The 23598-nt window shown below is 61.8% G+C and carries 22 protein-coding genes; 10 read left to right on the plus strand and 12 right to left on the minus strand.

All coding sequences use genetic code 11. The annotated features are described in order from the left end of the window. The first annotated feature begins 419 nt into the window (after positions 1-419). The 4 genes from QQF40_RS10855 to QQF40_RS10870 are packed head-to-tail and all read left to right on the plus strand — an operon-like array spanning position 420 to position 5384. On the plus strand, positions 420-2042 hold the full coding sequence (locus QQF40_RS10855) for an ABC transporter substrate-binding protein (RefSeq protein WP_285461321.1): 1623 nt from the start codon (positions 420-422) through the stop codon (positions 2040-2042). After that, positions 2039-2965 carry an ABC transporter permease gene (locus QQF40_RS10860; RefSeq protein ID WP_285461322.1) on the plus strand — a complete coding sequence of 309 codons (927 nt, stop codon included), beginning with the start codon at positions 2039-2041 and terminating at the stop codon, positions 2963-2965. Before QQF40_RS10855 ends, QQF40_RS10860 begins: the two co-directional genes overlap by 4 nt. Further along, the gene (locus tag QQF40_RS10865) at positions 2962-3879 is read left to right on the plus strand and encodes an ABC transporter permease (RefSeq protein ID WP_285461323.1); all 918 of its coding nucleotides are present in this window, start codon (positions 2962-2964) and stop codon (positions 3877-3879) included. Before QQF40_RS10860 ends, QQF40_RS10865 begins: the two co-directional genes overlap by 4 nt. Further along, complete coding sequence (locus QQF40_RS10870; protein ID WP_285461324.1) at positions 3876-5384, plus strand: ABC transporter ATP-binding protein; 1509 nt, start codon at positions 3876-3878, stop codon at positions 5382-5384. The genes QQF40_RS10865 and QQF40_RS10870 overlap by 4 nt, the downstream gene beginning before the upstream one ends. A 182-nt stretch (positions 5385-5566) precedes the next feature. Here the strand turns inward: QQF40_RS10870 and QQF40_RS10875 are convergent, their stop codons facing one another. Together QQF40_RS10875 and rhtA are read right to left on the minus strand one after the other, a co-directional pair. After that, positions 5567-6106, minus strand: a complete 540-nt coding sequence (locus QQF40_RS10875; protein ID WP_254627158.1) for a TspO/MBR family protein — start codon at positions 6104-6106, stop codon at positions 5567-5569. A gap of 122 nt (positions 6107-6228) precedes the next feature. Then, positions 6229-7122 carry a threonine/homoserine exporter RhtA gene (gene rhtA, locus QQF40_RS10880; protein ID WP_285461325.1) on the minus strand — a complete coding sequence of 298 codons (894 nt, stop codon included), beginning with the start codon at positions 7120-7122 and terminating at the stop codon, positions 6229-6231. 147 nt (positions 7123-7269) lie between these two features. Between rhtA and QQF40_RS10885 the strand changes: the two genes are divergently transcribed. Together QQF40_RS10885 and QQF40_RS10890 are read left to right on the plus strand one after the other, a co-directional pair. Beyond that, complete coding sequence (locus QQF40_RS10885) at positions 7270-7842, plus strand: helix-turn-helix domain-containing protein (RefSeq protein WP_175090249.1); 573 nt, start codon at positions 7270-7272, stop codon at positions 7840-7842. Between the two features lie 96 nt (positions 7843-7938). Continuing rightward, positions 7939-8976 carry a hypothetical protein gene (locus QQF40_RS10890; RefSeq protein ID WP_175090248.1) on the plus strand — a complete coding sequence of 346 codons (1038 nt, stop codon included), beginning with the start codon at positions 7939-7941 and terminating at the stop codon, positions 8974-8976. Between the two features lie 294 nt (positions 8977-9270). Here QQF40_RS10890 and QQF40_RS10895 read toward each other — a convergent pair whose 3' ends face one another. The 3 genes from QQF40_RS10895 to QQF40_RS10905 all read right to left on the minus strand — a co-directional run bounded on the left by QQF40_RS10895 (position 9271) and on the right by QQF40_RS10905 (position 11330). Then, complete coding sequence (locus QQF40_RS10895) at positions 9271-9786, minus strand: DUF3455 domain-containing protein (RefSeq protein WP_285461326.1); 516 nt, start codon at positions 9784-9786, stop codon at positions 9271-9273. 291 nt (positions 9787-10077) lie between these two features. Next, entirely contained in the window at positions 10078-10617 is a 540-nt protein-coding gene (locus QQF40_RS10900) for a redoxin domain-containing protein (RefSeq protein WP_285461327.1), read from the minus strand. Positions 10618-10856: 239 nt separating this feature from the next. Further along, the gene (locus tag QQF40_RS10905) at positions 10857-11330 is read right to left on the minus strand and encodes a manganese efflux pump MntP (protein ID WP_502871431.1); all 474 of its coding nucleotides are present in this window, start codon (positions 11328-11330) and stop codon (positions 10857-10859) included. Positions 11331-11796: 466 nt separating this feature from the next. On the opposite strand from QQF40_RS10905, the gene yghU reads away from it, so the two are divergent. Continuing rightward, positions 11797-12660, plus strand: coding sequence for a glutathione-dependent disulfide-bond oxidoreductase (gene yghU, locus QQF40_RS10910; RefSeq protein WP_285461329.1), 864 nt, complete (start codon positions 11797-11799; stop codon positions 12658-12660). Positions 12661-12817: 157 nt separating this feature from the next. Here the strand turns inward: yghU and QQF40_RS10915 are convergent, their stop codons facing one another. Together QQF40_RS10915 and QQF40_RS10920 are read right to left on the minus strand one after the other, a co-directional pair. Continuing rightward, the gene (locus tag QQF40_RS10915; protein WP_175090243.1) at positions 12818-13882 is read right to left on the minus strand and encodes an alcohol dehydrogenase family protein; all 1065 of its coding nucleotides are present in this window, start codon (positions 13880-13882) and stop codon (positions 12818-12820) included. Further along, a complete protein-coding gene (locus QQF40_RS10920; protein WP_175090242.1) occupies positions 13879-14400 on the minus strand; it encodes a TetR/AcrR family transcriptional regulator in 522 nt (173 codons plus the stop codon). Before QQF40_RS10920 ends, QQF40_RS10915 begins: the two co-directional genes overlap by 4 nt. Before the next feature lie 383 nt (positions 14401-14783). On the opposite strand from QQF40_RS10920, the gene QQF40_RS10925 reads away from it, so the two are divergent. The 3 genes from QQF40_RS10925 to QQF40_RS10935 all read left to right on the plus strand — a co-directional run bounded on the left by QQF40_RS10925 (position 14784) and on the right by QQF40_RS10935 (position 19309). After that, positions 14784-16934 (plus strand): TonB-dependent siderophore receptor, encoded by a 2151-nt coding sequence (locus QQF40_RS10925; protein ID WP_285461330.1) that lies wholly within the window; start codon positions 14784-14786, stop codon positions 16932-16934. Positions 16935-17347: 413 nt separating this feature from the next. After that, a complete protein-coding gene (locus QQF40_RS10930) occupies positions 17348-18241 on the plus strand; it encodes a LysR family transcriptional regulator (RefSeq protein WP_285461331.1) in 894 nt (297 codons plus the stop codon). A 366-nt stretch (positions 18242-18607) separates the two neighbouring features. Then, on the plus strand, positions 18608-19309 hold the full coding sequence (locus QQF40_RS10935; protein WP_285461332.1) for an HD-GYP domain-containing protein: 702 nt from the start codon (positions 18608-18610) through the stop codon (positions 19307-19309). A gap of 108 nt (positions 19310-19417) precedes the next feature. Here the strand turns inward: QQF40_RS10935 and QQF40_RS10940 are convergent, their stop codons facing one another. From QQF40_RS10940 to QQF40_RS10960, 5 genes are all read right to left on the minus strand, one after another. Beyond that, positions 19418-20284 (minus strand): urea carboxylase-associated family protein, encoded by an 867-nt coding sequence (locus QQF40_RS10940; protein ID WP_285461333.1) that lies wholly within the window; start codon positions 20282-20284, stop codon positions 19418-19420. 261 nt (positions 20285-20545) lie between these two features. After that, a complete protein-coding gene (locus QQF40_RS10945; RefSeq protein WP_285461334.1) occupies positions 20546-21859 on the minus strand; it encodes an arsenic transporter in 1314 nt (437 codons plus the stop codon). 61 nt (positions 21860-21920) lie between these two features. Then, the gene (arsH, locus tag QQF40_RS10950; protein WP_502871433.1) at positions 21921-22643 is read right to left on the minus strand and encodes an arsenical resistance protein ArsH; all 723 of its coding nucleotides are present in this window, start codon (positions 22641-22643) and stop codon (positions 21921-21923) included. A 93-nt stretch (positions 22644-22736) separates the two neighbouring features. Next, positions 22737-23171: an arsenate reductase (glutaredoxin) gene (arsC, locus tag QQF40_RS10955; protein WP_285461335.1), complete on the minus strand. Its 435-nt coding sequence runs from the start codon at positions 23169-23171 to the stop codon at positions 22737-22739. Continuing rightward, positions 23161-23565 carry an ArsR/SmtB family transcription factor gene (locus QQF40_RS10960; protein ID WP_285461336.1) on the minus strand — a complete coding sequence of 135 codons (405 nt, stop codon included), beginning with the start codon at positions 23563-23565 and terminating at the stop codon, positions 23161-23163. The genes arsC and QQF40_RS10960 overlap by 11 nt, the downstream gene beginning before the upstream one ends. Positions 23566-23598: the final 33 nt, after the last annotated feature.

The following is a 23598-nucleotide window of genomic DNA, read 5'->3' on the forward strand; positions in this document are numbered from 1 at the left end:
CAGCATAGTCGCCGAGCCGCGGCGCTCAGATAGCTGCTGCAAGCCGAATCGCTGATAGGGGTAATGCTGAGATCATCCATGATCCTGTCGCTTATTGTTGAGGTATGGGCACAGATGCGCGGACTGATGACTATGCGTCCCTGATAGCGGACCAGTCGGTTAGCGCATACTAATGTAATTTGCCATCTATCATCGGATGTTGGATTGCCGCTGACAAGTGAATGCCTGTCCAGTACTTGTCCAGCGCTTCTCAAGTGCCTCTCAAGTACCTTTCAAGTACTTGTCCAGCTTTGCCCAGGCGCAGAAGGGGAGTCGAGAGTTGCCAAAACGTAATAGTTACACTATAACATTGCGTTTTTTGTTGGCCGGCGCCGGTTGCGCGTCGGCATCCATGCTCTTGCTCGGGACGCGCGATATCGATGGTCAATTTGCTCTCAAGGCTTCGGCGGCAATACCAAACCTTCCTTCACGATCGCAGCCAGCTGGCCGTCGCCAGCGTCGCGCTGAGCTTGGCCGTGGTGCAGTCCAGCCATGCGCAAGATGTCTCAGCGGCGCAGGCATCGGCGGCTGACACACGGCGGCTGGAGATCGTCGCACCCTTCGATATCAAGGGGGCGGACCCGCTGCTCAGCGGTATCCTTTTCCAGCGCATGCAGGTCGTCGAGACACTGGTCGAGGTGGACGCCACGGGGGAGCTGCAGCCGGGGTTGGCGACCGATTGGGAGGTCTCGGATGATGGCCTGGAGTGGCGCTTCACGCTGCGCTCCGGCGTGCAGTTCCATGATGGCAGCCGTCTGGATGCCGAAGTCGCGCGTCAGAGTCTCGAGATCGCACGTGCCAAGCCGGGCATCCTGAAGTCGGTGCCGATCGAGCGGATCGTCGCCGAAGATGCCCAGACGCTGGTGATTGCCCTCGACGAGCCCTTCGCCGCGTTGCCCGCCTATCTGGCCGATTATCGCCAGCAGATTCTGGCACCCAAGTCCTTCGATGAGTCAGGTACTGCCCAGCAGGTCATCGGTACCGGCCCTTATCGCATGCTGCGCATGACGCCACCCTTGAGCCTTGAAGTCACCGCCTTCGAGGACTACTGGGGCCCGCAGCCAGAGGTGCGCCAGGCGCGCTATCAGGCGGTGAGCCGCGCCGAGGGCAGGGCATTGATCGCCGAGAGCGGAGATGCCGACTTCACCTATGGGCTGGACCCCGCCAGTCGTCAGCGTCTCTCCCAGTCACCGCGCGTGACATTGGCGGCGGCTGCGACGCCGCGCACGATGCTGCTTAAGGTCAATGCCAATCACCCGGCCTTCCAGGACCCGGATGTGCGGCGCGCATTGAGCCTGGCGATCGATCGCACCGCCATCGCGCAGGTGGTGCTGCGTTACCCGCGCGGGGCCAGTCAGCTATTCCCGCCGATGGTGGAAGGCTGGCATGACCCCGCGCTGCCCGAGCTGCATCAGGACGTCGCCGAAGCGCGCGCGCTGCTGGATGCCGCTGGCTGGAAGGTCGCGGAGGATGGCGTTCGTCAAAAGGACGGTCAGCGCCTCGCGATCAGCCTGATCACCTTCTCGGACCGACCGGAGCTGCCGTTGGTCGCCACGGTGCTGGAGCGCCAGTTCCACGCCATCGGTATCCAGACGCGGCTGGACATCACCAACTTCTCGGCGATTCCGGCCGGCCACCACGACGGCAGCCTCGACATGGCGCTGTTCGCGCGCAATCTGGCCATGGTGCCGGACCCCATCGGCAACGTCCTGAGCGATTACGCAGGGACCCCCGAGGCCCCCGGTGGCGATTGGGGCGCGATGGGTTGGTTCGATGCAGACTTCACTGCAGAGCTTGAGCGCATGGCACGTGAGGGCTACGGACCCACCCCCGAAGGTGAGGACCCGCGTGCCCGGGGCAGCGGCGTGATCCAGCAGGCATTACCCGTGATCCCCATCGCCTGGTACTACCAGAACCTGGCGATCTCCAATCGACTGCAAAGCGCCCAGGTAGACCCCTGGGAGCGTAGTTTCGGCCTTTCAGAATTGCGGTGGGCACAATGAATCTCCCTTCACGTCTGTTGCAGCTATTGATGGTGGTGCTGATGGTCGGCGGCGCCAGCTATCTGATGATGCAGAGTCTGCCCGGCGATGCCGCCTGGCGTATCGCGGCCGGCCGCTATGGTTATGACGCGCTGGATGCGGCCGCTGCGGCCTCGGTACGCGCCGAACTGGGCCTCGAGGTACAGGGTGGCTTGCACTTCCTTTACTGGCTGGGCGACATCCTGCGCCTGGAGCTTGGCACCTCGCTGATTTCCGGGGAATCGGTATGGGTAGAGATTCGTCATCAGCTGGGCAACTCCCTGTCGCTCGCCGGCGCGGCGCTGGGCATCTCGCTGTTGATCGGCCCGCCGCTGGGGCTGCTGGCCGGTCTGCGTGCCGGTGGCTGGCTCGATCGCAGCCTGCTGGCCGTGTGCAGTCTGCTGCGCGCCACGCCGCAGTTCCTGCTGGCGCTGGTGCTGATCCTGCTGATCTCCGTGGAGATGGGCCTGCTGCCGGCCGCCGGTCATGGTGAGCCGCAGCACTTCATTCTGCCGGCGATGACGCTGGCGCTTGGGCTGGCAGCGGTATCGGCACGCCTGGCACGCGATGCCATGGCTGCCGTCACCCAGACGGCCTTCCATGATTTCGCGCGCTGGAAGGGCCTCAGCAACGCCCAGACCTTCTGGCGTCACGGCCTGCGCCACGTGGCCTTGCCGCTGGTGACCTACCTGGGACTGCAGTTCGTGACCCTGGTGGAAGGGGTGGTGGTGATCGAGAGCATCTTCGGCTGGCCGGGCATCGGCCATGCGCTGGTGCACGCCATCTTCTCGCGCGATGTGCCGATGGTGCAGGGCACCGCTCTGGTGCTGGGCGTCGGCTTTGTCTTGATCAATCTGCTGGTCGATCTGCTGGGTCGCCAACTGGACCCACGGGGTGTGAAATGAATCAGGTGGTGGAAGGGCTTGCGCCGCAGCGCGTGGAAGCCGCGCGTCGTCCACGTCTTGACTGGCCGTTGCGCCGGGTGATCGGGGCCGCGATGGTCGCCAGTCTGGTGCTGCTGGCTCTGCTGGGCAATCTGGTGATACCGGGGGACCCGCTGGAGCAGCACCTCTATCGTGCGCTGCAGGGCGCGGATGCCGTCGGTGCCTCTGACGCCGGTGGGGTGATCACCAGCGCCCCGCTGGGCTATGACCACCTCGGGCGCTCCCTGTATCACCGTCTGGTGGCGGCGCTAGGGCTATCGCTTTCCATTGCCGCAGGGGCGGTGATTCTGGCCGCGTTTTCAGGCATCTCGCTGGGTCTGCTGGCCGCGGGACGCGGTGGCTGGGCCGAGCGCCTGTTGAGCCTGGTGGCAGACAGCCTGCTGGCATTGCCGGGGTTGCTGCTGGTGCTGATGGTCAGCGTCATCCTGCCGTCGACGCCGCTGGCATTGTGGTTGGGCCTGTCGCTGGTGCTGTGGGTAGAGTTCTTCCGCCTGGCCCGCGCCACCGGTCGCAGCGTGCTGGCGAGTCCCGGCGTCGAGGCCAGCCGTCTGCTGGGCTTCGGGGCCTGGTACCGTTTTCGTCATCACCTGTGGCCCGAAATGGCGCCCGTGATGATGACGGCGATGGCCTTCGGCATGGCCAACGCCCTGATGGCGATTGCCGCGCTGGGCTTCGTGCACGTCGGCATTCCGGAGCCCACGCCGGAGCTGGGCACCATGATGGTCGAGCTGTTGCCGTACTGGCGTGAAGCGCCATTCGCGCTGCTGACGCCGGTGCTGGTCACCTTCCTGCTGTTGCTGGGGCTGTTGCTGATGTCCGGCAGCAAGGCCAGAACGTCAACCGCCGCAGACACCCTCGAAGGAGCGCGCCCATGAATGTCGCGACAATGACCACGCCTGCCTCTCACACGCGGGATGGGGGAACGGCAGATGAAGTGGTGCTGAGCGCCGAGGACGTGAGCGTGCGGGTCCAAGGTGCGCAGACGGCGCTGCTGGCGCCTGTCTCGCTTGCGCTCAAGGCGGGCGAGCCGCTGGTGGTGATCGGTGAGACGGGATCCGGCAAGAGTCTGCTGGCTCAGGCACTGCTGGGCACGCTGCCCCCGGAGCTTGTGGCCTCCGGCAGTCTGTGGCTGGATGGAGAGCAATATCCTCTGCATACGCCGGAAAATCGTCGCCCCCTCTGGGGTCGCCGCCTGGCGGTATTGCCCCAGGAGCCCTGGCTGGCGCTGGACCCGCTGATGAAGGTGATTCGTCAGGTCGGAGAGGCATATCGACTAGTCGCGGGGCGTTCGGCGCAGGCCTCCCACGCGGCCGCGCGCAGTGATCTGGAGCAGCTGGGGGTCGCCGCGGCCAGCGAGCAGCTGCCGGGCAAGCTGTCCGGCGGCATGGCGCAACGTGTGGCCTTTGCCGCCGCCCGCGCCGGCGGCGCGCCGCTGTTGATCGCCGATGAGCCGACCAAGGGGCTGGACGCCGCCCGCGTCAGCGAGATCGGCGAGCTGCTGCTCAAGTCACTGGCCGAGACACCGCGTGCCGGCTTGATGGTCATCACCCATGACATGGCGCTGGCGCACCAGATCGGCGGCCGCCTGATGGTGATACGCAGGGGGCAGGTGATTGAGCAGGGCGCGACGCGTGACGTGCTGGCCGCGCCGACACATGCCTATACCCGACGCCTGGTGAATGCCGCGCCTCAGGCCTGGCCGGAGGCTGCCTTCAAGCCGACAGCCGACAGTGCGAGCCGTGATGGCAAGGTGGCAGGCGAGCCCATCATCCGCGCCGAGAATCTGACCATCGCGCGCGGGGACACCTCGCTGCTGCGTGACGTGGAACTCAGCGTGAAGGGCGGTGAGATCATCGGCATCCAAGGCGCTTCAGGCTGTGGCAAGTCATCGCTGGGCGATGCGCTGCTCGGCCTGTTGCCGCCGCATTCCGGACGCGTGGTCCAGCATGCCGAACGCCTTGAGTATCAGAAGCTCTATCAGGATCCCGTGGCGACCTTCCCGTCACGCCGGACACTGGGGCGGCTGTTGAAGGATCTCAGCGCACGCCATCGTCTCGACGACAGTCAGCTGCCGCAGCTGATGGAGCAACTGAGCCTGGCGCCGGAATTGCTCTCGCGTCTGCCGGGGCAGGTCTCGGGTGGCGAGCTGCAGCGTTTTGCGCTGTTGCGTCTGATGCTGATCAAGCCGCGCTTCGTGTTCGCCGATGAGCCGACCTCACGCCTCGACCCGCTGGTCCAGCAGGAGGTGATCGCCTGCATGGTGAAGATGGTGCGGGAGCAGGGCACGGCGCTGGTGCTGGTCAGTCATGATGCGGCACTGCTGCGCAAGGTCGCGGATCGCGTGCTGGTAGTAGAGGAAGGTCGTTTGAAGGCGCTCTGATCGCTCACCTGCCCGCACCGCTGCATCATCGCAACCGCAAGACGAAGCTTCATAAGACAACGCCCAGCCGAGACTCTGCAGGAGTCTCGGCTGGGCGTTGGCGTTTGGTGTCTGCGGGGGATGTTCTGGCGTTGGGCCCGAGCGATGACCGCTCATCTGCCGTCAGGGCGGTCGCTGACGGTTCACCCGCCCAGCAGGGCGGGATTGGCTTGCCAGACGGACCAGGTCAGCGCACTGGCCAGCGTCACCCACGCGAGATAGGGCAGCATCAACAGCCCGGCCAGGCGACTGATGCGCCAGAACGCCACCAGGGTGACGGCGATCAGCGCCCACAGCACCAGTACGTCGATGAACGCCGCCTGTCCGAGGTGCCAGGCGAAGAACAACCAGCTCCACAGCCCGTTGACGATCAGCTGCACCACGAACAGCCCGAGCGCCAGTCGATGACGCGGACGGAAGCCATTTCTGGCATGCAAGCCATCGCGCGCGACACGCCAGGCGGCGAGCGCCATCATCACGAACAGCGCCGTCCACACCGGCCCGAAGGCACCCGCCGGCGGGGCCCATGCCGGCTGGGTGAGGCTTGCATAGAAGGTCTTCGCATCCACCGAGGCCAGCGCGCCGATGGCGGCAGTAAGGAAGCTCAGCCCGAACCACACCACCATCTGGGCGGTGGAGCGCGCAGCGGAGGGTGAGGAAGACGCGGAACGTGGCGAAGTCATCTGGCGGTCTCCTGTCTCGAAAAGCGTGATAGAGAAAGACACGATATCCCACGCTGCATCTTGATTCACTGTCCTGTGAGAGGTGCACCTGAACGATTCAGCAGCAGATGGCGGGGTCGCCCTCAATCGGGCACCGGGCCATCGAAGACTTCCTTGCTGCGACCGGTCAGCGTCGTGCCTACCGAAGCGGCGATGACCAGGCCGATGGCTAGCCACTGGAAGATGCCCAGCGCCTGACCGAGGAACAACAGGCCGGAGAGCGCCCCGATGGCGGGCTCAAGGCTCATCAGGGTGCCGAAGGTATGAGTCGGCAGGCGCGGCAAGGCCACCATCTCGAGAGTGTAGGGCAGCGCGGTCGAGAGCACCGCGACGGCCAGTGCCAGCGGCAGGATATCGAGGGAGAACATGGCGCTGCCGGCCTCCATCAGGCCGACGGGCACGACGACCAGCGCCGCGATCGTGATGCCCAGCGCCGCGCTCTGGGTGCCATTGCCTGCCCCGGCCTTCTGGCCGAACAGGATATACAGCGCCCAGCAAACGCCGGCGCCGAGTGCGAAGGCGGCACCGACGGGATCGATCGGTGCCGCGGTGTCCTCACCCAGCAACAGCAGCAGTACCAGTCCCGTAATTGCCAGCGCCACCCAGCCAAGGTCAAGCCAGCGGCGCGAGCTCAGTAACGCCACGGCCAGCGGGCCGGTGAATTCCAGAGCCACGGCGATGCCCAGCGGTACTGTCTTGAGGGCCTGATAGAACAGCAGGTTCATCACACCCAGTGCAACGCCGTAGAGGGTGATGGACTTCCAGGCCTTGCGTGTCACCGGCTTGCGCCACGGACGCAGAATGGCCAGCAGCAGAATCGATGCGATGATCAGACGAATCGCCGTCGCGCCCGCCGCGCCGATCATGGGAAACAACGAAGTGGCCAGCGAAGCACCGCTCTGGATCGAGCACATGGCGACCAGCAACATGGCGACGGGCCACAGACGAGAAGAGGAGGCTGCGACAGCAACGGACATGGGGGTCTCCTTGAGCGATCCAGTGGATGACGGGCATGGTCAGTCAAGAACACATGCGGCATGATTCAGGGACATTGAGGTAGCAAGGGGAGGGAGCTTGAGGCCAGTCATATGCCGGCTTCCCTCATCGTCAGCGGGATTGTACGGATGCGCACTATATTGCACAACAGTAAAGATCGACCCGATGTTCTGGTCCATGTCGCGGCCAATGTTCGCCGTCTGCGTCTGGCCGCCGAGCTGAGCCAGCAGGCACTCGCGGACCAGGCCGAGATCAGTCGCCGCATGCTGGTGAACATCGAGAAGGGCGACGTCAATGTCAGCCTCGGGACGCTCGACAAGCTCGCCGAGGCGCTCGGGGTGCTCTTCTACGCGCTGGTACAGCCCCCGGAAAGCGAAGATTCGGCACGCATCAATGAGGTGGCGTGGGTCGGGCAGGCACCCGAAAGCCGCGCCGTGTTGCTGGCCAGCAAACCGGCGACCCAGGAAGTCGAGTTATGGGACTGGACTCTTGCCCCCGGCGAGCACTATGACTCCGCGCCGGATGATGCCGGCTGGCACGAGATGCTGGTCGTCACCCAGGGAGAGCTGACCCTCACCCTTGGACATGAGGAAATCGTCATTCACGCTGGGGATTTTCATGTTTATCCCAGTGACCAGGCCTACCGCTACCACAACGCGGGCACCGGGATGCTGCGCTTCATTCGCAACGTACTGCACTGATGATGATCGTGGCTCAAGACCTTCAAGTGGCTAGCCCGAACTCAATCCCACATGGCCTGTCCCAATGTCATGACGTCTCATTACAAGGAGCTGTGCATGGCCAAGGTACGTATCACGCAACAGGGTACGATCCATTGTTTTCCGGCAGGCTTGAAGGATGAGGATGGCAAGCTGGTGAACGCCGAGATTTCTGCCGTGGCCTATGATGGCGAGCGACTGCTGATGGCGAGTGACAAGCCGATTCCGGGGGAGGGGCGTTCAGCCGTCTTTTCCTTGCCACTGGATTCCCGCGGACCGGATGACAGCCAGCTTGAGTATCTGACCACGCCGTTGATCCGTCAGGCGGTCAAATATGAAGACTTCGCGCTGACCACTGATGGCCGTCACATGTTGGCAACCACCGGGTTTGATCGCATCGACAGCGAGAGCCATGCCCTGAATGCCTACAACCACCTGTTGATCTGGCCGCTGGGCGAGCCGGACAAGGTGCAGGTGGTTGACCCGGACCCGCGTGACGGAGTCGAGGGCTCACTGGAGTTTCGTCAGAAGCTGGACACGGCCATTGGCCAGCCGTACTACAAGATTGAAGGCCTGGCGGTCGTCCCGAGTGACAAGGGCGATGGGCTGATCCTGTTCGGGGTGCGCGAACAAGGCAATTCGCATGATGACTTCGCGTACGTGCGACGCGTCATCGGAGCGCGCTATGCGATGACCGACAGCGACAATATCGAGTTCATCGAGGACCTGCACGACGTCTATGCCTTTGACCCCGCCGAGTATGAGGGCGTGGATCACGAGTGTGGTCTTTCGAGCCTGGAATATGATCCCTATCACGCACGACTCTATCTGGTGACCAGCTTCGAGACCGAGCAAGGCAGTGAAGAAGTGATCGGGGGGTATCTGTGGGTGCTGTCGCTGGCGGACTTCCACGCGGGCAAGCCCCCGACGCTGGTGACGCATGAGGATGGTGGGGTGCTGGAGTTCGAGCACAAGGCGGAAGGGCTTGCGGTACTGGATCGCGAACGGTTGTTCGTGGTCTATGACAATGATCGCAACCATGAGCTGGGCAGTGTGGATGAACGCGACGAGCGCCATTCCTGTGAAGCGCCCTATACGATGCTCGCGCTGGTCTGACGGCAGCTTATCGGATCAGAGATCGGTTCACGGATCAGGGAAAAATCCCACGGTTTTGGCACCGAAATGTGAGGCGGGCTGTCTGCGTGATGGCCTCCCTGATCTCTTCTGTTATTGCCTGCATATTGCTGCTTGAGCTTTATGCTGAATCAGCATTCCCTTGTCGGGACTGATGACGACAAAGCCCCGACATGCAACTGCCTGTCGGGGCTTTTCATGATCGCACCTTCCCTGTGTCAATGCGCTTTGTCACACGACATCGAGTGGTGAATCCCTTTTATTCAAGGCGAGAGATTACATCGCCTTATAGAACAGGTAATCGGCCTGGTACATCACGATTTCGACCTTGTCCTTGTGGGCTTCATCGCAGGTCATGTCAGGTGCGGCACCGCCCTGGGTATTGAGGCGCTGAACATAGGTAACGCCTTGCATATGTCCTTCACCCTGGGCCGGGTTGGCCTCGACAAGCTGCAGCGGAATGTTGCCCTTTCCATTGGGCTCTACCGCCAGCTGTGTGCCGGTGATCCTGGAGCCATCCATGGATTCCCAGGTGGCGGGCGGACCATAGTATTTGCCGACCTGCTTGCCATCGGCATCATTCAGCGCGGCATCCGGGCCCTTGAAGACCCAGTCCATGGTGCCGTCGTCCTTGGCTTCGCAGGCCCATTTGATCTTGCCGACACCAACGGTTTTCATGGCGACTTCATGGCCTTTTGGCACCGTGACGCTCTCGGGAACCTCCATGGCTTGAGCCAGCGGGCTCAATGCGAGGGCAGCGAAAATACCAGAGATACAGGCGATTGTTTTCATCTTGACGACTCCGTAGACAGATAAGGTTCAGCTAGCGGTTGCAGGTGTGTCGTTGTCTCCCTTGCACTGTTCATAACGCTGGCCTTTCTCGTCTGGATGTCACGGGATCATATTTTTTTCGTGGTTTTTTCGTGGCCTGTGTTCAGCGCTTATCAGCGGCGTCATGTAAAGAGGCCAAAAGCGCAAGGCGGGTGAGGTGAAGGCCAGGTGTCAAGAATAGGCCCAGATACACAGACGCCCCGCAGCACGAGGCTGCGGGGCGTCTGTGTGACGGCGTGAACCCTGAAGGATTCAGTCGTAATCGCGGGTGCCGCGTATCGGGTAGTCGTTATCCGGCTTGCGGATGAACTCGATGCCCCCGATGAGGGTATCCAGATCAGGCCGCACGAAGGGCGCGTTGGCGATCTCCTGAATCTGGATCTTGCCTTCGCCATTGACGACGAAGAAGGCAGGTTCCGGGAAGTCGTGATCGGTTTCCTTTGCGCTGCGCGGCGTCGAGATGAACAGCCCCAGCGATTGCATCTGTTCAAGGGTCAGTCCATATGCAAGCGGGAAGTTGACCTCCAGCGACTCGCGATGCTGCGAGAGCTGCTGCTCATCATCGGCAGATACGGCGACCAGATCGACGCCCTGGGCATTGAAGCGCTCGCGATAGCTCTCCAGTTTGTTGAGAAACTTGGTGCAGATCGGGCAATGTTTGCCGCGATAGACCACGACCAGCTGCCAGTCATGCTCGCCCTGGGGCCTGCCGAGGGTCAGTGCCTCACCGTCGCTGCGTTTGACCTGGATGGCCGGGAATTCACTGCCTGGATGAAGCTTGCGTGTATACATGCAATCTGGCTCCCTTTGGAAGATCACGGCGTCGGCTTTCATGTCTCCGCTGATCAAGCGGCGGATATCACGTGTCTGGAGATCAAGCGCCTTGAATGACCAGCGACAGGATACGCCATGTGTCACCCCTTGAATGACGCCATTGTCAGGGTTTTCAAGGGGGCCATTGGCGCAACACGACGGTGCGTCCAGCGCCAGGGGACGACACGGGGCCGTTCAGGGCGCTCTTCAGTAGAAGATCAGCCCAGATGGCCTGTGTGATCCAGCAGGATGGTCGTGCCGATGCCGATCAGCACCAGACCACCGATGATTTCCGCGCGCTTGCCGACCATCTTGCCCAGCACACCGCCCAGCATCACGCCGGTGGTGGCCATTACGAAGGTGGCGGTGCCGATCGCCAGCGCAGTAGTCACGATGTTCACGCCCGCAAAGGCAAGCCCGGCGCCCACGGCCATGGCATCGATACTGGTAGAAAGGCCGGTCAGCATCAGGCGGGGCAACGACTGCGGCGTGGTGCAGTCCTCGTCTTCCTCATCCTTGGAGAGTCCCTCATGAATCATGTGCAGGCCGAGCACCAGCAGCAAGGCGAAAGCGATCCAGTGGTCCCACTGTTCGACGTAAACGGCAAGTGAGCGACCGATCAGCCAGCCGATTACCGGCGTGATGGCTTCTATGACCCCAAAGATGAGACCGATACGCAGGGCGTCTTTCAATGAGGGGCGACGTATGGCAGCACCCTTGCACAAGGCGGCTGCAAAGGCGTCGCAGGACATGGAAAAGGCGAGCAGAAATGTCGGTAGCAGTGGCATTTGTCAGGATGTTCCAGGCCGGTTGCGAGTCAATAACAGCAAGACACCACCGGCCGGAAGCGTCTGACTGTCATTGGTCTCGCCGAACCTCGTCCTGACGGATCACGGGCATGATCGGATAGGTGGGTCCTCGGTGCCACGGCAATGCTTGCCGACTATGTTGACATCCGAGACTCTCGTTGGGGGACGAGAGCGGGCTACTCCCCAAAAACTGGTGGCATACTAGCAATTAAAACTTGTCATTTCATCCCCTTGTGTCACGCGCGTCTGACCTTCATAACTTGCCTACCAGGTCAGAGCGGCGCAACACCGGCGTGTCTGACGCCATCGAAGTCTTGAAGCTTCAACTGGATGCCAAGGAGTCAAGGGTATGAGCGACAGTTATCAGCCACCCAAGGTCTGGACATGGGAAAGCGAGAGTGGCGGCAAGTTCGCCAGTACCAATCGGCCGATCGCGGGCCCGACGCATGACAAGGAGCTGCCGGTCGGCGAGCATCCCTTCCAGCTCTACTCCATGGCGACACCCAATGGCGTGAAGGTCACCATCATGCTCGAGGAGCTGCTGGCGCTCGGACATAGCGGTGCCGAATACGATGCCTGGCCGATCCATATCGGCGAGGGCGATCAGTTCGGCAGTGGTTTTGTCGCGATCAATCCCAATTCCAAGATCCCCGCGCTGGTGGACAGGAGCGGTGAGACGCCGATTCGCGTGTTCGAATCCGGCTCCATCCTGCTGCATCTGGCCGAGAAGTTTGGCGCTCTGATCCCCAAGGACCCCGCCAAACGTGTCGAAGTCATGAACTGGCTGTTCTGGCAGATGGGGTCCGCGCCGTACCTGGGCGGTGGTTTTGGCCACTTCTATGCCTACGCGCCGGAGAAGCTCGAGTACCCGATCAACCGCTTCGCGATGGAAACCAAGCGTCAATTGGATGTGTTGGATCGACAGCTGGCCGACAACGCCTACATCGCGGGCGATGAATATAGCATCGCGGATATCGCCATCTACGCCTGGTATGGCGCCCTGGCCGAAGGCAAGCTCTATGACGCCGCCGAGTTCCTTTCCGTGCAGGACTACACCCACGTTCAGCGTTGGGCCAAGTCGATTGCCGAGCGCCCGGCGGTCAAGCGGGGTCGCATGGTCAATCGCTTCTGGGGGGAGCCGCAGGAGCAGCTGATCGAACGCCACTCGGCGAGTGACTTCGAATCCAACACCGAAGACAAGCGTAGCGACTGATTATCGCCACCCGATCGGTAGACAGAGATCGTTAGACAGAGATCGTCTGGCAGTGACCATCGCGCAATGACTGTCGAGCAATGAGCGTTCAGTCACAAGAAGGGCTACCCATCGGGTAGCCCTCTTGCGTTGTGGCCAGTCACGCAGGCAGGGGCTCTCAGTCCTGACGGACCTTGAGCACGACCTTGCCCACGTGACCTTTCTGCTGAAAGACCTCCTGAGCGGTGGCTATGTCGGCCAGTGCGAAGGTGTCAGCGACCAGCGGCTTGATGTTGCCTTGCTCGATATGGCGCACGAGGTTGGGGAAGACTTCCGGTTCCAGCACGGTACAGCCGAAGAAGCTCAGATCCTTCAGGTATAACGTGCGCAGATCAAGTTCCACCATTTCACCGCCGATGGCACCGGCTACCGCATAGCGTCCCTTGTGCCCGAGAATATCCAGCAGCTCTGGCCATTGCGGGCCACCCACCAGATCAATGACCACCTCGACACTGTTGCCTTCAACCACATCCGCCAGTGTCTGATCGCGAAGCACGATCTCATCGGCGCCGATGTCGCGCAGGGCATCCGCCTTGGCCGTACTGGTAACGGCAATGACGTGGGCGCCACGTGCCTTGGCCAGCTGGACTGCCGCGGAGCCGACGCCTCCTGAAGCACCGGTAATCAACACGCGCTCGCCCTTGGCAAGCTGGGTGCGGGTCAGCAGATTCTCGGCGGTGGAGTAGGAGCAGGGGAAGGAGGCGAGCTCCACATCGCTGAGCGAGCTCTCCACGTGGTGAGCATGGCGCGCCGCTACCTTGGTGTATTCGGCGAAGCCACCATCGCACTCAGCGCCGATGTACCACGCGGAGGCGAGGTTCTGGCCATCGTGCTCCTGCAGGCAGGGTTCGATCAGGACACGCTCGCCGATACGCGCATTGCTGACATCTGAGCCGACCGCGACGATCTCGCCGCAGATATCCGCGCCCTGAATACGTGGGAAATGGATCGGTTGCCCAGACCAGCTGGCATCTTCCGCGTCACCTTCTCCCTTGGAATACCAGGCCAGACGTGTATTGACGTCGGTATTGTTGACGCCTGCCGCGCCGACTCGCACCAACACGTCACGCGGGCCGGGCGCCGGGCGAGGGATGTCATCACGCACTTCCAGGACTTCCGGGCCGCCATGGCCGGTCAGGTAGACGCCGTGCATACTGGCTTTGCTTGTGGGGAGAGAGCTCATTTGCGTGGGGCTCCTAGTAGCGTGAGTGTCGTGGAGCGTGCGGCCTCGATAGCCTTCTCGCCCATCACCAGCCAGGCGGAGGAGGCCCCTTCATGGATCAGGAACAGCTCGGTGGCGAGGTCTGTGCGGCGGCTGCGTTGGCCCAGCCATTCGAGAATCTCGTGCTTGTGGCGATCGACGGCCTCGCGCACCTGTGGGTTGTCGGGAAAGGCCGCCAGGGCATTGACCGACATGCAGCCGTTGGGTGCCTCGAACGCCATCCAGTGGCCCAGCCGCTGGTAAAGGTGGCTGAGCGCAGCAGCGCCATCCTCGGGCACTCCCTCGTCGAGGAAGGCCATGTAGCGCTCATGGCGATGCTGAAGCGCACCGATCACCATGCTCTCCTTGGAGGGGAAGTGGCGATAGAGGGTGCGCAGACTGACGTCTGACGCTGCCTTGAGCTCGGCAACACTCGGTTCTGCGAAGCCGCGCTGGCTGAAGAGTGTCTCCAGGCGGGCGGCGATATCGTGCTGAATCATGTCGGTGCCATGGTCGAATCAACGAGGGAGAATGTTTGTTCTACCTTTGCAGGGTAGAGCGCCCATTCTCCCTGTGTCAATGCAGCCTTTCCGAGTCTTGTGTCATTTCTCCCATGGCCTGACGTCGCGCATTGCGTGTGTGACGCTTCGATGTCAGTAGAATTACGCAAATAGGGGTTTTCTGAGCGTTAAATAAGGCAAACCTCAGGTCAATTCGCGGAAAAATCACGCACTTTTCGTTGCGATAGCATTTGATAAAGATTAGCATTCGCGACTCATTTGCTGGCGCGGGGGGCGTCAGTCATGGCCACTTTCTGCTCACTGGGCAGATGAAAGGTGTGGTTCAGCAGGACGCTGTCGCATCGCGTACAAAGGGTTTTCAGGTGCCAAATCATTCTCGGGATAGCGCTGCAAGCACGAACAAGGGGCATTTCTCCTGCCTGATCTTCAGTCTGATGGCATTGCCGGGCACTTCGTTGGCGGCAGAGGGCGCCATCTCAGGCGAGTCGCCAGTCGCGAATTCGGTGATCGTGGTGACCGGAGAGCGTGAAGGCGAAGTGGCGCCGGGCAGCTACCGCGCCGAGGCCTCGAGCCTGGCCAACAAGCAGTCGGTGGACTTCCTCGAGCAGGCGCGCACCATCAATGTCGTGACCCAGCAGGTCATGCATGATTTCAACCTGGACGATCTGGAAGAGGCATTGCAGCCGGTCGCGGGTATCCAACTGGGCAACACCCTGGGGGGCACCGAAGACGGCTTCGTCAAGCGAGGCTTCGGTAGCAACAGCGATGGCTCGATGCTGATCGACGGCATCCGTCAGCCGCGCCGTACCTACACCACGGCGACCGTGGACCGCGTCGAGGTGCTCAAGGGGCCGTCATCGCTCTTCCAGGGCCAGCAGAATCCGGGCGGCGTGATCAACATGGTCACCAAGCGTCCCCAGTACGAGGCGCACACCGAGCTCAGTGGCGAAGTCAGCTCCTTCGGCGGTGGCAATACCACCCTGGACACCACCGGCCCCATCGAGGATACCGGCCTGGCCTATCGCTTCATCCTGTCGCATGAGGATGAAGACTCCTGGCGCGAGTACGGCAATGACCGCCGCACCACCATCGCCCCGTCACTGCGTTGGGAAGGCGAGCACAGCAGCGCCCAGATCAGCTACGAGTATCAGGACTACGAGCTGGATATCGATCGTGGCACCGTCTTCTACAACGGCAGCGCTGCCAACGTCACGCGTGGCACGCGTTTCGATGAATCCTGGAACCGTGTCTATGGCCATGACGAGTCCGTCAATGCCTGGTGGAAGCAGGAAGTCACCGACAACTGGGACATGAAGCTGACCTACGGCTGGACGCGTCGCCAGTACAGCGATGCACGCGCCAATGTCACCAATGTCAGCGACAGCGGTGATGTGACCGTGCGCGCCGAAGAGAACCAGGGCTATGATCGCAGCGAGCACTACACTGCGCTGGACGCCATGGGCGATGTCGAGATCGCGGGGCAGCGTCACCAGCTGGTCATCGGTGCTGATTACGAGACCACGCGCGACTATCTGGATGAGCGCTATTTCGGCGATTCCGTCACGGTTTCCACCGTCACCGATGTGAACCACGGCCAGCTGGCCCAGGTGACCTCCGACGACATCAATACCTCGCGCAGCAATCGTCTCGACGAGACCCAGGCCATCGGGGTCTATGTCAGCGACCGCTGGTACCTGACCGACAAGTGGATTCTGGGGCTTGGCGGGCGCTACACCTGGTTTGATCAGCAGAGCGGGCAGGGCGAGGACTTCGTGTCTGACCCCGATTACAGCGACGACCTGTTCCTGCCCTCCGCGAATCTGCTGTATCGCATCGACGATGCCAGCTCCGCCTATATCAGTTACAGCGAATCCTTCGTGCCGAACGGCAGCGACAGTGACAGCGGCGAGAGCCTCGACCCAGAGCTCGGCAAGGGCTACGAGATCGGCTACAAGCGTCAGTGGAATCCGCGTCTGGCAACCTCCGTGGCGCTCTACCAGATCCGCAAGAAAAACGTCGCAGTCACTGACAATGGTGTGACTCGCACCATCGGGGAAGCCGGCTCGCAGGGCCTGGAATTCAGCCTCGAAGGAGCCCTGACGGATCGCACTTCCTTGCTGTTCAGCTATGCCTACACCGATACCGAAGTGCTGGAGGATACCGAAGGCACCGAGGGCAATCGTCTACCGAATGCGGCGCTCAACGCGGCCAGCCTCTATCTGGCACATGACCTGGCGATCGATCCGTCCTATGGCGAGTGGCGTGTCGGCGGTGGTGTGCGCTATGTCGGTGAGCGTGAAGGCGATGACGACAACAGCTTCTCGATGGATGCCTACACCGTGGCAGATGCCTTTGTCGGTTGGCGTCATGACTTCTTCGGCCCGGACACCGAATTCAAGCTGAATGCGAAGAACCTGTTCGATACTGCCTACTACTACGGTAGCGGCGGCGATACCCGCGTGCTGGTGGGTGACCCGATGGAAATCACCCTGTCAGCCAGCGTAGGCTGGTAATGCGGCTCCCTCTGGCAGGTTGACTCGCCAGGGGCGGTTAGATGCCAGGATAGTCACGATATATAGACAGTCACGGCATCCAGACAGGCAAGACGGACGATATAAGCCAGTTTCGGAAGTCGGGTGATCTGGTCATGGACTGGTGATGTGACAATAATGATCTGGTAATTAAAAGGGGCGCTCATCAGCGCCCCTTTTTCATGTGTTGTTTACCGCTCACGATCCCCGCGCGCCATCTGTCGTCGGGGAGACCTTGTGACGGAAGCCGTCGATGCGGCTGGTACACTGCTGGCATGACGCTCTGTCACCGTCTGTCTTCGATCGCATGTCTTGGATCGAGTGTCTTCGATTGAGTGTCCTGGCGTACTTGCCTCAATGTTTCCTCTCGACATCACACCTGCCTGGAGAGCCCCATGCTCGAGTCGCTTCCTCTGGCCGATATCCGTGCCTTCGTCATGACGGCGGAACACGGCAGCTTCACCCGCGCCGCTGAGCAGCTGGGCGTATCCCGTTCGCAGGTCTCCAAACAGGTGACTGCGCTTGAACAGGCACTGGGCGTGTCGCTGATGCAACGTTCCACTCGTTCGTTGCGGCTCACCGAGGGCGGTCATCTTCTCCACGCGCAATGTCGTAGTGCGCTGGGGGAAATGGCACAGATCGTAACGCTGGTGCGTGAGGAACGTAACGCCATGCGCGGTCGGATTCGGCTCAACAGTGTCGGGGGCCCAATAGGCGAACGTCTGCTGGGGCCAGCCGTTCACGCCTTCATGCAGGCCTGGCCGGAGGTCGAGATCGAGCTGGATTTCAGCAGTCATCGCGTGAATCTGATTCGCGATGACTTCGATATCGCCCTGCGCATGGGCGCACTCGAGGATGCCGATTTCATCGCGCGTCCGCTGATGACATTGCCCTACGTGGTGGTGGCCAGTCCCGATTATCTCGCCCGCCATGGCGCACCAGACACGCCTAGCGAGCTGATGGATCACCGCTGCCTGGTGGGCTCGGTCGCACGATGGAGCTTTCGCTCCAGACAGGACCCGCAAAACGAGACACAGGTAGATATCAGTGCTCAGTTGCAGTGTCGCAACGGGCATGTGCTGGTCAGTGGTGCCTTGACCGGCAACGGTATCATTCGCGTGCCCAGACTTTACTGTGATGATGCAATCGAAAGCGGTGAGCTCAAGGAGATCCTGCAGGATTGGCAGCCGGCGGCCGTGCCGTTGTCATTGATCTACCATCGTGAACGCCATCGTCCGCTACGTACCGTACGTTTGATTGATCACCTGTTGGAATGGTTCTCGAAATGATATACGCGCGTCTCTGAGCGCTGTGTGCGTCATGCTCCAATACGGTTGAGGCAAGGATTTGATGAAAGAAATATTGAGACACATCATTATTATCGCCTAATATTCACCAAGTGCTTTTTTATCAAGTGCTTTTTTATCAAGTGCTCTTTAACCAGTGCTCTTCAACCAGTGCAGGGGCTTGGAAGAGCTGGTCTTCAAAACGAATATGAAGGCCAGAGCTTGCAAGATGGATGTGAAACACAAATCCAGAACAGACCGTGAAACAGGCGTTCGTTGGTTCGGGCTGATGCGACCCCAGCTCGCGCATCGATCATGAACCCTCTGATGACTCACGACCGTGATAGGCAGACTGAACAGGGAGCACCCATGGAAAATGCCCTGTGCACAACGAGAGTCGCGCCCGCCGGTGATGTCGCCTTGCCGGATTACCTCTCAAAGCCGCCTCCTGGCGCGAAGTCGCTCGAACCCGGAGTTCTGGCCCTGGCGCGCCTCCTTCAACGTCATCATGGCGATACTCTGGCGCATTCCTGGCGGGTAGCGGGACTGACGATATTTCTCTACGCAAGACTGTTGAGGCCCGCTCAGCGCAAAGTGCCACTGCATGACCTGCATAGTGCGGCCTTGCTGCATGATATCGGCAAGGTCGGTATCTCGACGGAGCTTCTGAATGCCCCGCGCGCACTCAGTGATGAGGAGCGCGTCACGATGCGCGATCATGCGAGTCATGGCGGGCGCCTGCTGTTTACTCTGCGCGGCCCCCTGAGAGCGCTGGCCAGCCAAGTGGCGATCACCCATCACGAGGGCTGGAATGGCCAAGGCTATCCTGCCGGGTCTGCCGGGGGAGCATTGCCACTGCATTGTCAGGTGGCCGCGATGATGGATGTCTTCGATGCTCTGGCCTCGCCACGTGCCTACAAGCCGGGTTGGTCGTTGAAGCGTCTGGTCGGATTGTTCACCGAGGAGTCCGGCAAGCAGTTTGATCCTCGTCTGATTGCCCGCATGGCACCGTTGTGGACATCGCTGCATACCGAACATCGGCGTCTGCATGAGCAGACAAGCCTAGGGTGAGACGGCGATGTCCGTTCACTGAACGACAAAGCCCCCTGTCGAGTGTCTCGGCAGGGGGCTTTGTTGCATCAGTACCCGATAAAGTCGATCAGCGAATCAAAAGCTGCATCAGCAGCGCTCACGCTTGATGGCGGCCCAATCGGTGGTGGGGTGCTGGCGCCCGTGATTGCCGGCGTAAGCCGCAACCCTGGGCGATTCCCAGCCTGCGAGCACATCGCCTTCCAGCCGGTAGATCTCGACACCGAGCGGGTTGCAGGTCTCGAGCGGGTCGCGTGCATCAGGTCCCCAGAGATCCACTGACAGATCACCGCCCGGGCAGCAGGACATCGCACACAGCAGGTCCGTCTCGGCGAAGAACTCCAGGTAATCGCCCTTGCGTGCAGGACAGGCCTTCATGAAGTACTTGTCTTCATTGTTGAGGCCGGTGCACTGGAAGATGTTGAGCACGTCGTGGATATCGAATTCCGTCAGCCCCCAGGGCTCCACCGCGCGCACCAGGTTGGAGTGGCAGTGGTGATCGAAGTCCTCGCCGGTCAGCAGGCGATTGACGTAAGGGTCGCAGCGCGTGCCCAGCAGGTCATGCACGCGACCGCCTTCTGCATCGACGCCATAGTCGGCGAGGGTGTCATCGATGATGGTCGCCATCGGGCGCAGGTAGGGCAGTGTGGACCACAGGCGATCATAGGTGCTGACATGCGCGCGCTGCAGCTGGCGGGTGCGAGACGCCCACATGCGCTCACGCGGGTTGTGCAGGTTCCACATGTTGAAATCGCCGACCTGTGAACCCTCGGTGATCTTGATGCGCAACACGTGGCCCGCCGGCACTTCCCAGGCCAGGCCATCGCGCAGCGGTACGGTATGGGTCGCGACCAGGGTGCGCTCAGCCTTGCCTTCGGTGAGGCTGTCGTAGAAGTCTCGATCGACGTCCAGAATCGACCCCTTGCTGGCTTGATAGGCGGCAGGTACATCACTCATGGCAGGACTCCCGGGGTTGTCAGGTCTGATCTCTCATTGAGGATCGATGGCGACATTGTCAGATAATGAAATCGAGCGAAGACGACGTCCACTGCCAGATAACCACGTCAGGTGCTTCAATACCTCTTCAGGGCCGATGAAAGCTTCGGGAGGATGAAGCAGAACTGGCGCAGGGATCGCTCCCAGCGCCAGTCCTGTTTCATTCCTGACTCCAATGTTGCTATCAGGCCGAGCTTGTCTCTTGGCTGACAGCAGGTCTGATCAGCCGTTGAGCACACCAAGCCATGCCCACAGGCCGAGCAGGGTGGCGATCAGCACCGGCGGTGTCAGGATCAGACCGACCCGCATATATTGCCCCCAGCTGATGTGGTGGCCTTTCTGATCGAGCACATGCAGCCACAGCAGTGTGGCGAGACTGCCGATCGGGGTGAACTTGGGCCCCAGGTCATTGCCGATCACGTTGGCGTAGACCATAAGCTCACGTGTCGCGTCGCTGACCTGCTGCGCACTGAGGTGGTCGATGGCCAGCGCACCGATCAGCGTGGCAGGCATGTTGTTCATCACCGATGCGGTGACGGCGGCCAGCACGCCGGTGCCGAGGGTGGCGACCAGCTCGCCCTGACTGGCAAGCCAGGCGAGGATGTCGCTGGCGTGATCGGTCAGGCCGGCATTGCCCAGCCCGTAGACCACCAGATACATGCCCACCGAGAACAGCACGATCTGCCACGGCGCGCCGCGCAGTACCGGGCCGAGTTCGATCACGGCATCACCGCTGCCCAGCCAGCGCCCGGCGATGGCCAGCAGAATCAGCGCGGCGCTGCCGGTGACGACGGCGAGCGGAATGCCCAGCGGCGCGGTCATGAAGTAGGACACCAGCAGCACCCCCAGCAGCGGGAAGGCCGCGCGGAATACCTGGGGGTCCTTGATGGCGCTTGACGGTGCCTCGAGCTTCTCCATCGCGTAGTGCGAGGGCAGCTCCTTGCGGAACATCAGCCATAGCACGATCAACGTGGCGGCCAGCGCGATCAGATCGACCGGCACCATCACGGCGGCGTAATGCGTGAAGGAGATGTCGAAGTAGTTGGCGCTGACGATGTTGACCAGATTGGAGATCACCAGCGGCAGGCTGGTGGAGTCGGCCACGAAGCCGGTGGCGATGATGAAGGCCAGCGAGGCCGCCGCCGAGAATTCCAGGCGCACCAGAATCGCGATCACGATCGGCGTCAGCAGCAGGGCGGCACCATCATTGGCGAAGAAGGCCGCGATCACCGCGCCCAGCAGCACGATGAGCGGAAACAGCTTGCGTCCGTTGCCGCCGCCCCAGCGTGCGACATGCAGTGCGGCCCAGCTGAAGAAGCCCGCCTCATCGAGGATCAGCGAGATGATGATCAGCGCCACGAAGGTGAAGGTGGCGTCCCAGACGATATCCCAAACCACCAGCACATCCGGCAGATTGACCACGCCGCAGGCCAGCGCGACCACGGCGCCGCCGAGGGCGCTGGTGCCGATGCCCAGCCCACGTGGCTGCCAGATCACCAGTGCCAGCGTGATGGCGAAGATTGCCAAGGCAAGCATGAGGTCTCCTTGTTGAGGGTGAAGAGTCAGTGAGAAGCCGCGTGTGCGGCCACAGGCTGCGTCAGATCGTGCTCTGATTGACGCGACGGGAGACCTCTTCGGCGCTCTCGACACGCTCCGAGTAGCGCTCGGTCAGATAGGCGCTGCGCTCGCGATTCATCCAGGTGAACTTCATCAGCTCTTCACAGACATCGACGATGCGCAGATACAGCGGCGACAGGCGCATGCGGCCGTTTTCATCGAATTCATTGAAGGCCTTGGGCACGGATGACTGGTTGGGGATGGTCAACATGCGCATCCAGCGGCCCAGAATGCGCATCTGGTTGACACTGTTGAAGCTCTGGCTACCGCCACTGACCTGCAGGACGGCCAGCGTCTTGCCCTGGGTGGGGCGCACGCCGCCCAGTGACAGGGGAATCCAGTCGATCTGCGCCTTCATGATCGAGGTCATCGCGCCGTGACGTTCCGGGCTCGCCCACAGCATGCCTTCGGACCACTGAGCCAGCTCGCGCAGCTCCTGCACCTTGGGGTGATCGGCCTCGCAGTCATCCGGCAATGGCAGGCCAGACGGCGAGTAAAGGCGCACCTCGGCACCGAAGGCACGCAGCAGGCGCGCCGCTTCCTCGGCGGCGAAGCGCGAGAAGGAACGCTCACGCAGGGAGCCGTACAGCACCAGTATGCGCGGCGCGTGACGCGGGGCATCCGGCCCGACCAGGCGGTCGATCTCCAGCGGTCGCCAGTGCTCGGCATCGATATTGGGCAGGTCGGCCAGTGCCGCTTTCATCTCGTCGGTCATGAGTTCATCGGTCATGAGTTCATTGGTCATGGTGTCGCCTGTCGGCAGGTGAGACGTGTCGGGAGTGTGTGCGTTCATGATTCAGGTCCTGGGGGCGTGGACGACGTCGCCGTCTTCCTTGGTGTATTGCGCGACCGGGTTGTCCAGCAGTTCCAGCACCGCCTCCGACGGGCGGCACAGACGCGTGGCCGTGGGGGTCACCACGATGGGGCGATTGATCAGGATCGGGTGGGCCATCATGGCGTCGATCAGCTCGGCATCGCTCAAGGCCGGGTCATCCAGGTTGAGCTCGTCATAGGGCGTGCCCTTGCGGCGCAGAAGCGGGCGCGGTCCGCCCCCCATGGCGACAATCAGCGATTCCAGCGTCTCGCGCGTGGGCGGCGTGACCAGATACTCGATCACCTCCGGTGTCTCGCCGGAGGCCTTGAGCATGGCCAGCACATTGCGTGACGTACCGCAGGCCGGGTTGTGATACATCGTGATCTTGCCGGAAGAACGGGCGGAATCAGTCATCATTGCCAGGCTCTTGGGAAGCACAGGGAGTGGAAGAGGCGCTGCAGTCGGGCACGGTAAGCGAGGCCAGCAGTGGGTCGCAGACCACCGAGGAGCCCGCGCAGCAGTCACGTACCAGAAACTGCACGGTGGCAAGCATGTGCTCGAGGTTGGCGCGGTAGATCAGCGAACGGCCTTCGCGCCGGGAGTGGATCAGCCCCGCGCGGCTCAATACGCCCAGATGGGTCGAGAGCGTGTTGTGCGGCACCTCGAGACGACGTGCGATCTCGCCGGCGGGGAGTCCTTGCGGCTCATGGCGGACCAGCAGCCGAAACGTATCCAGACGCGTGGCCTGGGACAGCGCCGCGAAGGTGTCCAGTGTGGCCTGCGGGTCGGGCAGGCTGTCGGAGTCATTCATTTAAACTGTCCATATGTCGAGACTTGTCGAAAT

It is taken from the genome of Cobetia sp. LC6, assembly GCF_030264805.1.
In the GTDB taxonomy this organism is placed as follows: domain Bacteria; phylum Pseudomonadota; class Gammaproteobacteria; order Pseudomonadales; family Halomonadaceae; genus Cobetia.